This window comes from Lysinibacillus sp. BS3, assembly GCF_039614735.1.
In the GTDB taxonomy this organism is placed as follows: domain Bacteria; phylum Bacillota; class Bacilli; order Bacillales_A; family Planococcaceae; genus Lysinibacillus; species Lysinibacillus capsici.
The window spans coordinates 4,044,628-4,061,855 of sequence record NZ_CP154860.1; the positions used below are offsets into that span (position 1 = coordinate 4,044,628).

The 17,228-nt window shown below is 38.8% G+C and carries 19 protein-coding genes, 1 riboswitch and 1 other annotated feature (1 of these 21 running past the window's edge); of the genes, 17 read left to right on the plus strand and 2 right to left on the minus strand.

The genetic code is table 11. The features are described from left to right. Window positions 1-91, plus strand: a binding site (T-box leader); it begins 143 nt to the left of the window's first position. A 58-nt stretch (window positions 92-149) separates the two neighbouring features. The 4 genes from AAJG31_RS20040 to AAJG31_RS20055 all read left to right on the plus strand — a co-directional run bounded on the left by AAJG31_RS20040 (window position 150) and on the right by AAJG31_RS20055 (window position 5,492). Then, the gene (locus AAJG31_RS20040) at window positions 150-1,499 is read left to right on the plus strand and encodes an amino acid permease (protein ID WP_048393672.1); all 1,350 of its coding nucleotides are present in this window, start codon (window positions 150-152) and stop codon (window positions 1,497-1,499) included. A gap of 121 nt (window positions 1,500-1,620) precedes the next feature. Further along, window positions 1,621-1,932 carry a thioredoxin gene (gene trxA / locus AAJG31_RS20045; protein ID WP_004226420.1) on the plus strand — a complete coding sequence of 104 codons (312 nt, stop codon included), beginning with the start codon at window positions 1,621-1,623 and terminating at the stop codon, window positions 1,930-1,932. A 124-nt stretch (window positions 1,933-2,056) separates the two neighbouring features. Then, window positions 2,057-3,847 (plus strand): excinuclease ABC subunit UvrC, encoded by a 1,791-nt coding sequence (gene uvrC, locus AAJG31_RS20050; protein ID WP_279495719.1) that lies wholly within the window; start codon window positions 2,057-2,059, stop codon window positions 3,845-3,847. 107 nt (window positions 3,848-3,954) lie between these two features. Next, window positions 3,955-4,132: riboswitch (Lysine riboswitch) on the plus strand. Between the two features lie 133 nt (window positions 4,133-4,265). Then, the gene (locus AAJG31_RS20055) at window positions 4,266-5,492 is read left to right on the plus strand and encodes an aspartate kinase (RefSeq protein ID WP_279495718.1); all 1,227 of its coding nucleotides are present in this window, start codon (window positions 4,266-4,268) and stop codon (window positions 5,490-5,492) included. A 98-nt stretch (window positions 5,493-5,590) separates the two neighbouring features. Here the strand turns inward: AAJG31_RS20055 and AAJG31_RS20060 are convergent, their stop codons facing one another. After that, window positions 5,591-6,025: a YslB family protein gene (locus AAJG31_RS20060; protein ID WP_048393678.1), complete on the minus strand. Its 435-nt coding sequence runs from the start codon at window positions 6,023-6,025 to the stop codon at window positions 5,591-5,593. Between the two features lie 272 nt (window positions 6,026-6,297). Between AAJG31_RS20060 and AAJG31_RS20065 the strand changes: the two genes are divergently transcribed. From AAJG31_RS20065 to AAJG31_RS20125, 13 genes are all read left to right on the plus strand, one after another. Continuing rightward, complete coding sequence (locus AAJG31_RS20065) at window positions 6,298-6,906, plus strand: succinate dehydrogenase cytochrome b558 subunit (RefSeq protein ID WP_004226428.1); 609 nt, start codon at window positions 6,298-6,300, stop codon at window positions 6,904-6,906. Window positions 6,907-6,972: 66 nt separating this feature from the next. After that, entirely contained in the window at window positions 6,973-8,727 is a 1,755-nt protein-coding gene (gene sdhA, locus AAJG31_RS20070; RefSeq protein WP_004226429.1) for a succinate dehydrogenase flavoprotein subunit, read from the plus strand. 5 nt (window positions 8,728-8,732) lie between these two features. Next, window positions 8,733-9,512 carry a succinate dehydrogenase iron-sulfur subunit gene (gene sdhB, locus AAJG31_RS20075; protein WP_004226431.1) on the plus strand — a complete coding sequence of 260 codons (780 nt, stop codon included), beginning with the start codon at window positions 8,733-8,735 and terminating at the stop codon, window positions 9,510-9,512. 195 nt (window positions 9,513-9,707) lie between these two features. Next, a complete protein-coding gene (locus AAJG31_RS20080) occupies window positions 9,708-10,172 on the plus strand; it encodes a thioesterase family protein (RefSeq protein ID WP_066037526.1) in 465 nt (154 codons plus the stop codon). 187 nt (window positions 10,173-10,359) lie between these two features. Beyond that, window positions 10,360-10,581, plus strand: a complete 222-nt coding sequence (locus tag AAJG31_RS20085; protein ID WP_004226437.1) for a LuxR C-terminal-related transcriptional regulator — start codon at window positions 10,360-10,362, stop codon at window positions 10,579-10,581. A gap of 74 nt (window positions 10,582-10,655) precedes the next feature. Beyond that, the gene (locus AAJG31_RS20090) at window positions 10,656-11,108 is read left to right on the plus strand and encodes a MarR family transcriptional regulator (protein WP_016991542.1); all 453 of its coding nucleotides are present in this window, start codon (window positions 10,656-10,658) and stop codon (window positions 11,106-11,108) included. 10 nt (window positions 11,109-11,118) lie between these two features. Continuing rightward, window positions 11,119-11,916: a glutamate racemase gene (racE, locus tag AAJG31_RS20095; RefSeq protein WP_004226440.1), complete on the plus strand. Its 798-nt coding sequence runs from the start codon at window positions 11,119-11,121 to the stop codon at window positions 11,914-11,916. A 132-nt stretch (window positions 11,917-12,048) separates the two neighbouring features. Beyond that, window positions 12,049-12,798 carry a ribonuclease PH gene (gene rph, locus AAJG31_RS20100; protein WP_066037525.1) on the plus strand — a complete coding sequence of 250 codons (750 nt, stop codon included), beginning with the start codon at window positions 12,049-12,051 and terminating at the stop codon, window positions 12,796-12,798. A gap of 1 nt (window position 12,799) precedes the next feature. Further along, a complete protein-coding gene (locus AAJG31_RS20105) occupies window positions 12,800-13,393 on the plus strand; it encodes an XTP/dITP diphosphatase (RefSeq protein WP_004226443.1) in 594 nt (197 codons plus the stop codon). 12 nt (window positions 13,394-13,405) lie between these two features. Then, window positions 13,406-13,909 carry a metallophosphoesterase gene (locus tag AAJG31_RS20110; protein WP_009373890.1) on the plus strand — a complete coding sequence of 168 codons (504 nt, stop codon included), beginning with the start codon at window positions 13,406-13,408 and terminating at the stop codon, window positions 13,907-13,909. Between the two features lie 129 nt (window positions 13,910-14,038). After that, entirely contained in the window at window positions 14,039-15,499 is a 1,461-nt protein-coding gene (locus AAJG31_RS20115; RefSeq protein WP_279495717.1) for a protein adenylyltransferase SelO family protein, read from the plus strand. Window positions 15,500-15,608: 109 nt separating this feature from the next. Beyond that, window positions 15,609-15,770 (plus strand): DUF2639 domain-containing protein, encoded by a 162-nt coding sequence (locus tag AAJG31_RS20120; protein ID WP_016991537.1) that lies wholly within the window; start codon window positions 15,609-15,611, stop codon window positions 15,768-15,770. Between the two features lie 59 nt (window positions 15,771-15,829). After that, window positions 15,830-16,528, plus strand: a complete 699-nt coding sequence (locus tag AAJG31_RS20125) for a DUF2071 domain-containing protein (RefSeq protein ID WP_279495716.1) — start codon at window positions 15,830-15,832, stop codon at window positions 16,526-16,528. On the opposite strand, the gene AAJG31_RS20130 is transcribed toward AAJG31_RS20125, so the two are convergent. Further along, the gene (locus tag AAJG31_RS20130; RefSeq protein WP_279495715.1) at window positions 16,525-17,175 is read right to left on the minus strand and encodes a hypothetical protein; all 651 of its coding nucleotides are present in this window, start codon (window positions 17,173-17,175) and stop codon (window positions 16,525-16,527) included. The two genes, AAJG31_RS20125 and AAJG31_RS20130, sit on opposite strands and share 4 nt — an antisense overlap. Between the last annotated feature and the right edge of the window lie 53 nt (window positions 17,176-17,228).

Consider the following 17,228-nt stretch of genomic DNA (forward strand, 5'->3'; position numbering starts at 1 on the left):
GGTTAACCTTCGTTACAAGGTTTTTTAAGCTGGGTTCTCAAGAGCCAATTAGAGTGGTACCGCGGTTTGCTGATAGCATATCGTCTCTTCTTTCATTTGATGATGAAGGAATAGATGGTATGCTTTTTTGATATTTAGGAGGTAAGAAAGTGGAAAAAAACAAGCAACAATTAACAAGAACAATGACCTCGCGTCATATCACGATGATGGCGTTAGGTGGTGCCATTGGCGCGGGATTATTTAAAGGAAGTAGTGCAGCCATTGATATGGCAGGACCATCTGTGCTGATTGCGTATTTAATCGGCGGCATTATTTTATTATTTGTTATGCAAGGCTTAGCAGAAATGGCCGTGCGTAATAAAGAAGCAAGAACCTTTAGAGATTTAGTGCAATCCGTGTTAGGTAAATACCCTGCGTATTTCCTAGATTGGATCTACTGGAAAATGTGGGTTTTAAATATTGCAGCAGAGTCTGTCGTGGCTGCTATCTTTATTCAATATTGGTTACCAGAATATCCAATTTGGATACTAGCACTATCTGTTTCTGTGTTAGTAACAGCGATTAATTTATTATCCGTAAAAATCTTTGCAGAAACAGAATATTGGCTAGCATTAATCAAAATTACTGTTATTATTGTCTTTATCATTGCAGGACTTATTTTATTGCTTGTGACGTTTGGAAATCATAGTGCTGTTGGTTTTGCTAACTTAACGGAGCATGGTGGGTTTTTCCCTAATGGCTCGACGGGATTAATTGCTGCAATGCTTGTAGTTATCTACTCCTATGGTGGGACAGAAATCATCGGGATTACATTAGCTGAAACGAAAAATCCTGAAAAAGTAGTGCCAAAAGCTGTTCGCAGTACATTAGTACGTATTGTTACTTTTTACTTACTGCCATTCTTTATTATCGTAAGCTTGATTCCTTGGAATGAAGTAAATGGGGTTCCTGAAAGCCCGTTTGTCATGGTTTTTAAAATGGTTGGTATTCCAGGGGCAGACCATATTATGAACGCTGTTGTTTTACTTGCCATTATTTCATCAATGAATTCAGGACTGTATGGTTCATCACGCGTACTATATACACAGGCTGTAGATGGACGTGTGCCTAAAATCTTTGCTTATTTATCGAAACGAAAAGTACCAGTATATGCTATTTTAATGTGTACTTTAGCGATGTATTTAGGGGTCATTTTATCTTTATATGCGGGAAGCAAAACATTTGATTTTCTAATGGGATCACTTGGTTATACTGTGTTATTTATTTGGTTAATTATTGCGATTGCACATTTAAAATCACGTAAAAAACAAGCAGAGCACACAAGTGCCTATGAAGTAAAATGGTTCCCTTATACGACTTGGATAGCTATATTGGCGTTAAGTGCGATTCTCATCGGAATTATTTTCACCACATCTATTATTGTGACAGGCATTACGTTAGCTATTTACCTTTTTATTACGTTAACCTATGTATTGAAGGGTCGTTATCAAGTCAATTAATGACTGTGTATTGATTTTTCGACACAGATTTGCATAAAAAATACATTGTAGGCAGATTGTTCGCTCAAGTGAATTTATCCATGCTATACTACAAGCATAGTAAGTTTAAGGAGGATTTCAAATGGCAATTGTACATGCAACAGATGCTACGTTCCAGGACGATATTAAAGAAGGGTTAGTACTAGTAGACTTTTGGGCTGCTTGGTGCGGACCATGTAAAATGATTGGGCCAGTTCTTGAAGAAATGGACGCAGCAGGTAGTGCGGCTAAAATTGTAAAAGTTGACGTTGACAATAACCAAGGTACTGCAGCTCAGTATCAAATTATGTCAATCCCATCTTTACTATTATTTAAAGATGGAGAATTAGTTGACAAAACAGTAGGCTTCCAACCAAAAGAAGCTTTAGAAGCATTTATCGCAAAACATGCGTAATGAATGAAGTTCACAAAGCCGAGCCATCAATTGATGTGTTCGGCTTTTTTTCGTTATATAATAAAGAAAATAACTAACATTATTCTAATGAGGGGAATTTTTACTTAGGGGGGGCAGGTAGGTAATGAACGATTTAATAAAGCGAAAACTGGATATTTTACCAGATCAACCTGGCTGCTATTTGATGAAGGATCGACAAGGGACTATCATTTATGTCGGTAAAGCAAAAGTTCTAAAAAACCGTGTACGTTCTTATTTTACGGGAACACATGAAGGGAAAACGCAAAGGCTTGTAGGTGAAATAGAAGATTTTGAGTATATTGTAACGTCATCAAATATTGAAGCACTTATTTTAGAGCTGAATCTCATCAAATTACATGATCCAAAATATAATGTCATGTTAACGGATGATAAGACCTATCCATATTTAAAAATTACGAATGAAAAACATCCTCGTCTGATTACGACACGGAAGGTAAAAAAGGATAAGGCAAAATATTTTGGTCCTTATCCGAATGCCTATGCAGCAAGTGAAACGAAAAAGCTATTGGATCGATTGTATCCGCTGCGCAAATGTGTACAATTACCTTCCAAGGTTTGCTTGTACTATCACATGGGTCAATGCTTAGCACCTTGTGTGAAGGAAATTGATGGTCAGGTTTATCAAGAAATGATTGAGGATATGACGAAGTTTCTAAATGGTGGTGTGGAGGCAGTCAAAAAAGAGCTTGAAGTTAAAATGCTAGCAGCTGCAGAAAACCTAGAATTTGAGCGAGCGAAGGAATTCCGAGACCAAATTGCCCATATTGATACGGTTATGCAGAAACAAAAAATAGTTTCAAGTGATACTACAAATCGAGATGTATTTGGCTATGCTGTTGAAAAAGGATGGATGTGTGTTCAGGTTTTCTTTGTGCGTCAAGGAAAGCTGATTGAGCGCGATGTCTCAATTTTTCCCATCTATCAAGATGCAGAGGAAGAATTTTTAACATTTGTTGGGCGCTTTTATGAAAAGCCAGAGCATATTAAGCCAAAAGAAATTTTTATTCCACAAGCCATTGATGCAGCTATCTTAACAGAATTATTAGAAATTAAAGTGCTCACACCGAAAAGAGGTCAAAAGAAGGAATTGGTTGAATTAGCTACCAAAAATGCTGAAATTGCTGTGGCAGCTAAATTCCAGCTAATAGAGCGTCAGGAAGAACGTACGATTGGTGCTTGTGAGGCACTTGGTGAAGCAATGGGTATTAGTTCACCTTTACGAATTGAAGCTTTTGATAATAGTCATATGCATGGAACGGATGCAGTGTCTGCTATGGTTGTTTTCATTGATGGGAAGCCTGCGAAAAAGGAGTACCGAAAATATAAAACGCGTACAGCAGCCAAGCATGATGATTACGGTGCAATGCAGGAGGTTATACGTCGTCGCTATATACGTGTTTTAAAGGAAGGACTACCATTACCAGATTTAGTCTTAATTGATGGTGGTAAGGGACAAATGGAAGTAGCCCGTGAAGTACTAGAAGATGAGCTTGGTCTTGTTATACCGATTGCTGGTTTAGCCAAGGATGATAAGCATAATACATCTCAGCTCTTGTTTGGTGATCCACCAGAAGTGATTAGCTTAAAACGTACAAGTGATGGCTTTTATTTATTACAACGAATTCAAGACGAAGTCCATCGCTTTGCTATTACCTTCTTGCGTCAACAGCATGAGAAGCATGCCATTCAATCTGTATTAGATCATATTGAAGGGGTAGGACCAAAACGAAAGCAACAGCTGCTTAAACATTTCGGTTCAGTCAAAAAAATTCGAGAGGCGAGCGAGCTAGCATTACAGGAGGCTGGGATGCCCGCTAATTTAGCAAGCCAAATTTTTAGCTATTTTCAGCAACAATCATTGTCAAAGGAATAGGCATGTGCTATGGTTATAAATAACATTGTTTTCAATGTTATGGAGAGCCAACTGCGTGACTAGTTTGTTTACGCTAAGGCTTAATGAATTGAATACATTCACTTTAAAGTGATGATAGAGGTGCAAGATTCAAGAGTAACACGATGGAGGATGGACAAGTCCAGAGATATTGTGTGAAAGGGGAGCTTGCCGAAGTACAGTATTGTTGTTCCATTGCTGTACTGGTTTTGCATTTAAGAAATGTAAGACTGTCGATTCTAAACGTTTCGGAGAGCTATCACACATGCGCAAGTTACGATTATTGTACATGTTATAGGCAGCTTTCACGTTATGTGGAGGCTGCCTTTTAGTTTTCTAGAAACGGTTTTACCCCCCATAATTTGGTGAAATACATGAACTGGAAGGGAGAACGAAAGAAATGGCTAAAATCGTGATGAAGTTTGGAGGAGCTGCATTAGCTTCTTCTGAACAAATCCAAGAGGCTGCTAGGAAAGCGATTGCTGAAAAGGACAAAGGATTGGATGTAGTAGTGGTCGTTGCAGCAATGGGACACACTGCGAAAGAGATGAAAATGATGGTACACCAACTAACTGACGATGTGTCGAAAAGAGAATTAGATGCAGTTTTGTCAACTGGCTCTCAATTATCTAGTGCTTTATTTGCCATCGCTTTGCAGGAAGCAGGCTATGAGGCTGTGTCTCTAACTGGATGGCAAGCTGGTATACATACGGATGGTATGTATCGACAGGCTCGTATCGACTATATAGATATTAGTCGTATGGAAGAACATTTTGCACAGGGACAAATTGTGGTTATTGCTGGAGAACAAGGGATTGACGAAGTGCACAATATCACCACGCTTGGGAAAGGTGGAGCTGAAACAACTGCTGTTGCACTTGCCATAGCGTTGGAAGCGGAGAGAGTAGATATGTATACAAATGTGGACGGTGTTTATACAGCAGATCCACGATATGTTCCCAATGCCCAAAAGCTTCAAGAAATTTCCTATGATGAAATGTTGGAATTATCGAATTTAGGGTCTCATATCATACATCCTCGTGCGGTGGAGTTAGCGAAGAAATTTCAAATGCCTGTTATTATACGTTCAAGTTTAATAGAATCAGTAGGCACTTTATTGAAGGAGGAAGTGGAAATGGAAAAAAATTTAGTCGTTCGTGGTGTTGCATTTGAATCAGATATTATTCGTTTAACAGTAGGGTATGATGCTTTTTCCAATGCTTCATTAGCAGATATATTTACGGTTCTTGCAGAGAACCGTATTAATGTAGATATTATTGTCCAAGCCATTATTGATGGGTTGAAGCCAACTGTATCGTTTTCCATTTTAAAAGAGGAATTTGCGGAAGCATTACGTGTTTTAGAGGATAGTAAATTATCACTTGGATTTAGTTTTGCTGACTTCGAAATTGGACTAGCAAAAGTTTCTATTATTGGTTCAGGCATGGCTTCTAATCCAGGCGTTGCTGCTCGTATGTTTGATCGGTTACGTCGTGAAAATATCCCTGTAAAAATGGTTAGTACTTCTGAAATAAAAGTGTCCGTTGTTGTACCACAGGATGATATGATCCAAGCAGCTAATGCTCTCCATGATGAGTTTAATTTAGAGCAAGCACTTTACATATAATAATAGAAGAAACAGCATTTTATGTAATTGACCGAAATAAAAGGAAGAAAAAAGAAGGATTGTCATCCCATTCTTTAATGGGAAACAATCCTTTTTAATTATTCTGAGGGAATGGTATTCATAATACGTTCTTTAACGTCCCATTTGACTGTAAACATGACGTATTGTTGCTTTTCCCGTTTTTCATTATAGCATTCTGTCAGATAGCCTTTAGCTAGTTGAATTTGCTCTGCTATAAATCCTGCTTCAAGTTTAAAGCTGCGCTGCTTTATTTGAAGAATTTCAGGGTCATTTGTCAACTGGAAAATACGTCCATCTTTTGATTCCTTTATGAGTTCTAATGTACCCCAGCAGGCATCTGCGAAAAATGCGATAAGTTCATCTTGACTTTTACATGGGAACTTGCGAGCAAGCTCTTTACCTGCCCAATAAAGGACGTCATCTTCATGTTTACCGAGTATAGAAGATAGAATATGATCACGAATGATCTCATAGCCAAATGATGAGATTGTAGGAGATGGAGTGTTTAACATTGTTATCCTTCTTTCTTAGAATTTTCTTAAAATTTAACGGTAATAAAGTAATGATAGATTTTTCGAGAAAAAACGACGCATCATGTACTAGATTAGTTCTTTAATAAGCTCTATGAAAAACTCCGAGTTGCCTTGACGCTCGTAGCTCTTGAGAGTACAATAAACATGTCATAATATTGTACCATGATGAAATACACAGTCAATGAAGTATCATTTACAAAATGATGACTTCTTTTGTTGTGCTATTTTAAGTACTAAGGGGGGTAACAGTCTTGTCGAAAGATCGAGAGTTTTTATGGCGTCGCTTACATTCTCTACTTGGGATCATTCCAGTAGGTCTGTTTTTAACGATGCACCTGTTCATTAACTTTACAGCAACAGGCGGGGCAGAAAGTTACAACGATGCTACCGCAGTAATGGAAAAGATTCCATTCCTTATCCTAGTTGAATGGATTGTCATCTATATTCCATTAATGTTCCACGCATTCTATGGTGTCTACATTGCATTCACTGCTACACCAAACACAGGACGTTTCAGCACGTACCGTAACTGGATGTTCTCTTTACAACGTTTTACTGGTGTATTCTTAGTGATATTTATTGCATGGCATATTTTCCAAACTCGTATTCAAAAAGCACTTGGCACACACGTTGATTACGACATGATGGCGAATATTGTTGCTAATCCATTCATGCTTGGATTCTACATTGTTGGTATTTTATCAGCAACTTTCCACTTATCTAACGGTTTATGGGCATTCCTAGTAAGCTGGGGTATTACACAATCTCCTCAGTCTCAAAAGATCGCTACTTACGTAACAAACATTCTTTTCGTAATTCTAAGTGTAGTTGGTGTGGCTGCTATTTTAGCTTTCGTATAATTCAATAGAAGCTACGATAGAGCACATGCAATCATTGCAATTTTTTAAGAGGAGTGAGAAATAATCATGGCGAAAAGCAAAATAATTGTTGTCGGCGGTGGTCTTGCCGGTCTGATGGCAACGATTAAAGCAGCTGAAGTTGGTACTGAAGTTGATTTATTCTCATTAGTTCCTGTAAAACGCTCACACTCTGTTTGTGCGCAAGGCGGAATTAATGGTGCGGTAAATACTAAAGGTGAAGGGGATTCTCCATGGATCCACTTTGATGATACAGTTTATGGTGGGGACTTCCTAGCGAACCAACCACCAGTTAAAGGTATGTGTGATGCAGCACCTGGCATTATCCACTTAATGGACCGTATGGGTGTTATGTTCAACCGTACACCAGAAGGACTTTTAGATTTCCGTCGTTTTGGTGGTACTTTAATGCACCGTACAGCTTTCTCTGGTGCAACAACAGGTCAACAATTACTTTATGCGCTAGATGAGCAAGTTCGTTCTCATGAAGTAGCTGGTTTAGTAAATAAATATGAACACTGGGAATTCCTTGGTGTTATTATCGATGAAGACGGCGTTTGTCGTGGTATCGTAGCGCAAGATATGCGTACAGAAGAAATTAAATCATTCCGTGCAGACGCTGTTATTATGGCGACTGGTGGCCCTGGTATTATCTTCGGTAAAACAACAAACTCTGTTATTAACACAGGTTCTGCTGCATCTATCGTTTATCAACAAGGTGCTTCATATGCAAATGGTGAGTTCATTCAAATTCACCCAACAGCGATTCCTGGAGATGACAAAAACCGTCTAATGTCAGAATCAGCTCGTGGTGAAGGTGGTCGTATTTGGACTTACAAAGACGGTAAACCTTGGTACTTCCTAGAAGAGAAATACCCAGCTTATGGTAACTTAGTACCACGTGATATTGCGACACGTGAAATTTTCGACGTTTGTGTAAACCAAAAACTTGGTATCAATGGCGAAAACATGGTATACCTAGATCTTTCACATAAAGATCCACATGAATTGGACGTTAAACTTGGTGGTATCATCGAAATCTACGAAAAATTCGTAGGGGATGACCCACGTAAATTACCAATGAAAATTTTCCCAGCAGTTCACTATTCAATGGGTGGATTATGGGTTGACTACAATCAAATGACTGAAATTCCTGGTCTATTTGCAGCAGGTGAATGTGATTACTCTCAACATGGTGCAAACCGTCTTGGTGCAAACTCATTATTATCTGCTATCTACGGTGGTATGGTTGCAGGACCAAACGCAGTAGACTATGTAAAACACCTTAAAAAGCATGCTGAAGATCTTCCACAAGAGATTTACGATGCTCGTGTAAAAGAGGAACAAGCGAAATGGGATGCTATCATGAAAATGGAAGGCACAGAAAACGCTTACTTACTGCATAAAGAGCTTGGTGAAATGATGACTGCTACAATGACTGTAGTACGTTACAATGATCAGCTTGAAGATACATTGAAAAAACTTGATGAGCTTACTGAGCGTTGGAACAACATCAACATCAATGATACGCAAAAATGGAGCAATCAAGGCGCACACTTTACACGTCAGCTTAAAAATATGTTAGTGCTTGCAAAAGTAATGACAAAAGGTGCACTATTACGTAATGAATCTCGTGGTGCACACTATAAACCTGATTTCCCTAACCGTGATGATGAGAACTTCTTAAAAACAACAATGGCGAAGTTTGACCCAGCTACTGGTAATCCAATCATCACGTACCAAGAAGTCGACGTTTCATTAATCCCACCACGTAAACGCGACTACTCTGCGAAAGGAGACTAAAAGTTATGCAAATCGCAGCTAATACTGGAAGAATGGTCAAAGTGGAAATCTTACGTCAAGATACACAAGGCGGCAATAGCTACTGGCAAAAATTCCAAGTGCCTTACCGTCATGGTATGAACGTAATTTCAATTTTAATGGAAATTCAAAAAAATCCTGTTACTGAAGATGGTGTAAACACATCACCAGTATCATGGGATATGAACTGTTTAGAAGAAGTTTGTGGTGCATGTTCAATGGTGATCAATGGCCGTCCACGTCAATCATGTTCTACACTAGTAGACCAATTGACAGAGCCGATTAAATTGGAGCCAATGAAAACATTCCCTGTTATTCGTGACCTACAAGTTGACCGTGAACGTATGTTCAACGCGCTTAAAAAAGTTAAAGCATGGGTACCAATCGATGGTACGTATGATTTAGGTGAAGGTCCACGTATGCCAGAAGGTAAACGTCAATGGGCTTATGAACTATCTAAATGTATGACTTGTGGTGTATGTATGGAAGCATGTCCAAACGTGTCTGAAAAAGCTTCATTCATCGGACCAGCTCCATTATCACAAGTACGTCTTTTCAACACTCACCCAACTGGTGCTATGATTAAAGATGAACGTTTAAATGCGATTATGGGTGACGGTGGCCTTGCAAACTGTGGTAACTCTCAAAACTGTGTTGCTGCATGTCCAAAAGGTATTCCTTTAACAACATCCATCGCTTCATTAAACCGTGCAACTACAGTGCAAATGTTCCGTAACTTCTTCGGTTCTGACCACTACGTAGACTAATATACGGACAAGCTGAACTCCCTTACACGAAGTGTAAGGGAGTTTTTTATAGTTATAGAAATGAAATTTATCAAGTTGTTTATTTACATTTTTTCTATGATAATATAGCATTTTCTTTTATAATGAATATATATTCATTTTGTTTGCCGTTGATTGATAAAAGACGTGCAATTACATGACAGGGGATGGTATATCATGAAGGCAAATTATATCGATAATTTTCAAGAGTGGGAAAAGGGTTTTTCATTTTTTAGCGAGGTACGAGTGCGATTTTCAGAAACAGACATGTATGGTCATATGAACAATACGATTAGCTTTACATATTTTGAGCAAGCAAGAATTGATTACTTCCGACATTTAGGAATTTTAATGCCCCCAGTTGGAGAAGAGAATGTGAAATCTATACCTATTGTAGCCGATTTACAATGCGATTATGTAAAGCAGGTATTCTTTGATGATGTACTACGAATCTATACAAAAATCGCGCAAGTTGGGAATTCGTCGATGGACATTCACTATCTAGCAAAAAATCAAAAGGACGAAATCTGTTTCACTGGTCGTGGGACAATTGTACAAATGGATCCTCGTACAGGTAAAAGTGTGCCGATTTCAGAGGAAGAAAAAACGAAATTCATTCAGTTGGCCATTCTGCCCCACTAGTTCAACATATAAGTATATGTGAATTTATTGAAATAGTAGGTTTTGCTTTTTACGTAAAATTTATGAATGTAACAATGTAATTTTCGAAATTTTTAAGGAAACATGGAATAATCATGCAAATAGCCGTCACCGCTTCCTGCCCCTTAACATAAGTTACAATACGTGCGGGGGAGGAGGGTGTAACTGAATGAATGGCTCTCATCATCGTTCTCTTTTAACAAACCGAGAACGTGAAATATTTGCGCTTTTATTAGCTGAAAAAACAACGAGAGATATTGCAGAGCAGCTTGGTATTAGTGAAAAAACAGTGCGAAATCACATTTCCAATACAATTCAAAAGCTAGGTGTAACGAATCGATCTCAGGCGTTAATTGAGCTGTTACGCTTGGAAGAATTTAAATTAGACTAATGGACACTTGCTATTTCGTGAAAAAAACGACAAAATAGAACTATTCAACGTATTTTTAGGAGTGAAATAGTTATATGTCGGATGAAGTAACAAAGCACTCACCTGAAACCGTTGCAACGGTTGAAAAGGAATTACGCTATATAGCGGCCATCGTGAAGCAAAAGGGAAGAGAAATTGTTTCCGATTATGCGATTACGCCGCCACAATTTGTTGCATTACAGTGGTTAGAAGAGCTTGGTGATATTACAATTGGCGAATTATCAAACCGTTTATATTTAGCTTTTAGCACGACAACAGATTTAGTGGACCGAATGGAGAAAAATGAATTAGTCAAGCGTGTGCGTGATGAAAATGATCGCCGTGTCGTTGTCGTTCATCTTCTCGAAAAGGGCGAACGTATCATTCAAGAAGTAATTGAAAAAAGACAGCAATATTTGCAAGAGATGCTTGTTGGTTTTAATGAACAAGAAGTCGCGCAATTATCAAGCTATTTAGAAAAACTACATGTACACATGAAACAGGATTGAGGCGGAAAGTATGAATGCCCCGATAGGCGTTATTGACTCAGGAGTAGGCGGTTTAACCGTAGCAAAAGAAATCATGAAGCGATTGCCAAACGAAACGATTTATTATATTGGCGATACAGCAAGGTGTCCGTATGGTCCAAGAAGTCGTCAGGAAGTACGGAATTTTACTTGGCAAATGGCAAAAGCACTCGAAAAAATGAATGTTAAGATGCTCGTTATAGCTTGTAATACAGCGACTGCAGTAGCACTCGAAAGTTTACAAAGAAATATGCCTTTTCCAGTACTAGGTGTTATCAATGCTGGCGCACGTGCAGCTGTAAAAAAAACGAAGCGACATGAAGTCGTTGTGCTTGCAACAGAAGGAACAATTAAAAGTGGGGCGTATGAAGAAGCCTTATTGTCACTCAATACGTCAACACATATTATTCCACTAGCTTGTCCCACATTCGTACCACTTGTAGAAAGTGGCGAATATAAAGGTGACTTTGCAAATAATTTAATAGCAGAAGGCTTAAAGCCGTTGAAAAATCGACAATTTGATACGGTTATTTTAGGGTGTACACATTATCCTATTTTACAAAAACAAATTGAAGCTGTTGTCGGAGAAGATGTGAATGTTTTATCTTCTGCGGAGGAAACAGCAAAGGATGTACAGGAAATGTTAGCGTATAATGGCACTTTAGCAAATGCAAATGCGGTGCCTGCTCATAGATTTTTTGCAACTGGTTCTGTCCCAATTTTCCGTTCGATTGCTGAGAATTGGTTAGAGCAAGGTACTCTCGACATAAAACGTATCACATTAAAATAAAAAATCAGCTTAGCAACAGGCTAGGCTGATTTTTGCCGTTTTCAGCATTGTACATAAGCCACCGAGTACTTTTTTGATGGCACAAATTATGATAAGATGAGGGCGCGAAAGTTTTTAGGAGGAACGAAATATATGACAAGATATGATGGTAGAAATGCAGATGGGCTACGACCTGTGAAAATAGATAGTGAGTATCTATTACACCCTGAAGGCTCCGTATTAATTCAAGTAGGCAATACAAAAGTAATTTGCACCGCAACGATTGAAGACAAGGTACCTGGTTTTCTACGTGGGCAAGGGAAAGGGTGGATTACAGCCGAGTATTCCATGTTGCCTCGTGCAACCGCTCAACGGACACCACGTGAATCCTCTCGTGGGAAAGTCAATGGTCGTACAATGGAGATTCAGCGCTTGATTGGGCGTGCATTGCGTGCTGTTGTCGATTTAGAAGCGCTAGGCGAACGTACTGTATGGATTGACTGTGATGTCATTCAAGCGGATGGCGGTACTCGTACAGCATCCATTACGGGAGCATTTGTTGCCATGACACAGGCCATTGCTAAATTTGCTGAAGAAAAGCCATTTGAAAAATTCCCAGTAATAGACTTTTTAGCAGCTACAAGTGTTGGGATCGTTGAAGAACAAGGCGCTATTCTTGATTTAAATTATGTAGAAGATGTGGCTGCAGCTGTTGATATGAACATTGTGATGACAGGCGCAGGACGATTTGTTGAATTACAAGGTACTGGTGAGGAAGCTACTTTTTCTCGTGAAGAACTAAATGAATTGTTAGCATTAGGTGAAAAAGGCATACAACAATTAGTTGAGCTTCAAAAAATAACGCTTGGTGAACTGGCACACAAAGTTGGAGGGAATCAATAATATGAAACAAGTAGTCATCGCCACAAAAAATAAAGGAAAAGCAAAAGATTTTGAAGCATTATTTGGACCACTTGGTTATGAAGTCGTAACAATGTTTGAAGTGGCACCAGATATGGAAATAGAAGAAACAGGAACAACATTCGAAGAAAATGCCATCTTAAAAGCAGAAGCATTGGCGAAGGAGCTTAATACCATTGTTATTGCAGATGACAGTGGTTTAGCAGTAGATGCATTAAATGGTGAGCCAGGTGTGTACTCCGCTCGCTATGCTGGTGACCATGACGATGAAGCAAACATGATTAAACTGTTAGAAAATTTACAAGGTGTCGAAGATGACAAACGTACAGCACGTTTTTGCTGCTGTATTGCAATTGCAGGACCTGATTTCGCAACAACAACGGTATTTGGTACATGTGAAGGCGTCATTGCCCATGAAAAGCGTGGAACGAATGGCTTTGGCTATGATCCAATCTTTTTTGTGCCAAGCTTAAATCGAATGATGGCTGAGCTTTCACCAGAGGAAAAGGGTTCTATTTCTCACCGAGGCAATGCAATTCGCAAGTTAAAGGAGCAATTACCGAATCTTATCAAATAAGAGGTGATATCCATGAAAATGCTTGTTATGAGCGATACACATGGTGACAGCCATGTCATCGAAAAGGTTAAAGGTTTTTATCCTGAAATAGATATTGTGGTTCATTGTGGAGATAGTGAACTTCCCTATTCACATGAGGCATTAGAAGGATTGAAAAAAGTACGTGGAAACTGTGATCGTGAGAAGGCTTTCCCTGAAGAAGAAATGTTCATGGTCCATGATGTAAAGATTTTTGTGACACACGGTCATTTATTCAATGTGAAAAATTCCATCTTATCATTATCCTATCGTGCTAAAGAAGTAGGTGCACAGATCGTTTGCTTTGGTCATTCACATATTCTTGGTGCCGAAATGATGGATGATATCCTATTTTTAAATCCAGGCAGCTTATTAAAACCACGTGGTCGTAAAGAGAAAAGCTTTGCTGTTGTGGAAATCAATGCGACATCTTTTAAAGTTGATTGCATGACAGATGATAATCAATGTATGGCTACATATACATTTGATCGACAATAATAGAGAAAATCCGCATAACTAGTAAAGTATGCGGATTTTTATTTGGGCTACTGATAATGGTAAAATTGCCTATGAATGATTCATGCTGAAATAGCAAAAATAAATCGTAAAGGCAATAAAGGAGAAAACATGAAAAAAACAATTGGCTGGCATTTTGATAATAGTTACCTTCAACTACCAAGTATTTTTTATTCCGACATATCGTTAAATCCTGTTCGTTCACCAAAATTGATCTTATTAAATGAATCAGTTGCAGCCTCACTTGGGTTAGACATTCAGGCTTTAAAGAGTGAGGAAGCATTAGCCGTTTTAGCTGGTAATACAATCCCAGAAGGTGGCGAACCGATTGCACAGGCTTACGCAGGGCATCAATTTGGTCATTTTAATATGCTAGGTGATGGTAGGGCTCTATTATATGGGGAGCAAATCACACCCCAAAAGGAACGGTATGATATTGCTCTAAAAGGATCAGGTAGAACACCTTATTCTCGGGGTGGAGATGGGCGAGCCGCATTAGGTCCAATGCTAAGGGAGTATATTATTAGTGAAGCGATGTTTGCACTAGGGATTCCAACTTCACGTAGTCTAGCAGTAGTCACTACAGGTGAAATGATTATTCGAGAAACGGAACTACCAGGCGCTATTGTCACAAGAGTTGCAAGTAGTCATTTGCGGGTAGGGACATTTCAATATGCTGCGCAATGGGGGACAGATGAGGAGCTACAGCTTTTAGCTGATTATGCAATAGAACGACATTACTCAGCTAATATTGGCAATCAAAATCGTTATCTTTATTTGTTAAATGAAGTCATAAAGAAACAAGCCTCCCTTATAGCAAAGTGGCAGTTAGTGGGCTTTATCCATGGCGTCATGAACACCGATAATATGACCATTAGCGGTGAAACCATTGATTATGGTCCTTGTGCATTCATGGACATCTATGATCCTGCGACTGTGTTTAGCTCGATTGATCACCAAGGACGCTATGCTTATGGAAATCAGCCCAATATCGGTGGCTGGAATTTAACGCGCTTAGCAGAGTCCTTACTACCTTTAATTGATGATGATCAAGAAAAAGCCATTCAACTGGCACAAGAAACGCTACAACAGTATCCAAAATTATATGTAGAAAATTGGTTGAAAGGAATGCGTGCAAAGCTAGGCATTTTTAATGAGGAGCAAGAAGACATCCAGCTTGTTGAAGAGCTTCTTCAGCTTATGCAGCAATATCAAGCAGATTATACGAATACATTTATCGCCTTATCGTTTGAGCAATTGGAGGATTCCCCATTATTTAACGCACCAGCTTTTAAGGACTGGTATCACAAATGGCAAGCTCGATTAGCAAGACAGCAGCAAAACAAAGACATGTCACAACAATTAATGCGCCAACATAATCCAGCTGTTATTCCGCGTAACCACAGGGTAGAAGAAGCTTTGGAAGCGGCTGTAGAACAAGGCGATTATAGTGTGATGAACAACCTACTAAAAGTCCTAGCTCAGCCTTATGCTCATGCGAAAGAACAACAAGAATACGCTTCATTACCTGAACACGCTAATCAACCATATCGTACGTTTTGTGGCACATAAGTAAAAAACGAGAGTTATTTATTCTCTCGTTTTTTATTTGTATAAAGGCACTCTACCGTATTCAAACGCATATTCTATGTATGAATAAAAATAAAGGAGAATAGGGTCGGTGCATAAGTATTCAAAGGGTTGGTTTGTCAAAGTTTTACGTGCTCATGGAATAATGGTTCATCCTCAATTTAAAAGTCATTTAGGCTTATATAAAGAATCTGAATTACGAAACTTATATTATCGTTATGTCGAAATAGAGTCTGCTGAGCAAAATCAATAGACCGTTTGTTTGAAGAACTCCTTTCTAGGAAAAACTAGTGATTAGAAAGGAGTTTTACTATGTGGATGATGACTCAAACATGGCAAGATGTTCTATTTTTACATTGGCCGATAGCCCCTCAAGAACTTGAAAAACATGTACCTAAAGAACTGAAGCTCGATCTCTTTGAACAAAATGCCTGGCTTAGTGCTGTCCTTTTTAAAGTTTATCGACATCGGCTACGCTTTCTACCACCTCTTCCTGGGATGAATACCTATTTACAATTGAATGTCCGAACATATGTGGAGTATAACGGCATGAAAGGCATCTATTTTTTTCATTTAGATGTGACGAATTATTTCTTATCAAAAATTACGGCAATAGGTAGCTTGCCATATCGCCATTCCAACATCCTAGTAAAACAAAGAGGGAATCACTATTCATACACAAGCCATTACAAAGCATGTGACGAAAGATTGAGGGTTATTTATACAATAGGAGACAAGACCAATACTAATTTTGACCGATGGATTGTAGAGCGCTACCATTCATGGGCGAAATGGAAGGATACACTTTTTCGCATTGATATTCACCACTCCCCATGGGAATTAAAAAGAGCCAACGTAACGATTGAAAGCAATACATTAGCCTCTTTTATGAAGGGGAAACTTCAGGGCATGCAGCCTCGTGCTCATTATGCTAAAAACAAAACAGCGAGAGTTTTTCCTCCAGCAGTTGAGCATAAAATGATCATAAATCCATCAAGATTTTTGCATTAAAAGAGGTAACAAAATTGCATAACGATGGCGCTGGCTATCATATCTGACATCGCAAGTGCCTCTGCTTCAATTTCATCAAATACCTCTACATCTGCCTGATAATCTTTTTGTATCATCGTGACAGCTTCATTTTTCGTTAAAGCTAAATGCGTATAAAACATTTTTTGTACGGCCTCTCTAGTTAGGTATGGATTGATTGTATGCAAAAAGAAAGCAATATCATCTGCATTACGATACCATTCCCTCTCTTTAGCTTCCGCTGTGGTAGCGTCACCTTTCGCAGCAGCTGTCACTAATTGAGCCGCAATTACCAGATGCTCTTTAATTAAAGCTGCATAATGATCCGCCATGGAGTCACCATAAAAGGGGCGTAAACAATTCCCTAAATCGGTTGCATTGCGTAGCAAACGCTGCTGCACAAAGGGTAAATCAGGCAAATTAAACACAATGCTAATAATAGTCATCCGTGTCCAATTCACATGCTCCATCCAAAGTAAGCGGTTCATAGCCATAAAGTCTGCTTCGTCTTTACTAATACAGCGTCGGTAATCATTTGACTGTAAAATGTGACGAATCGGAGCCGTATACTGCGTATAGGGGGCATGATACAGCTGGCTTAATGAAAAACCATTTGAATAGGGGTACAAGGCTTCACTCCTTCTTGTTCTTTCTCCTACAGTAGCATACTCTAAGGAATCTC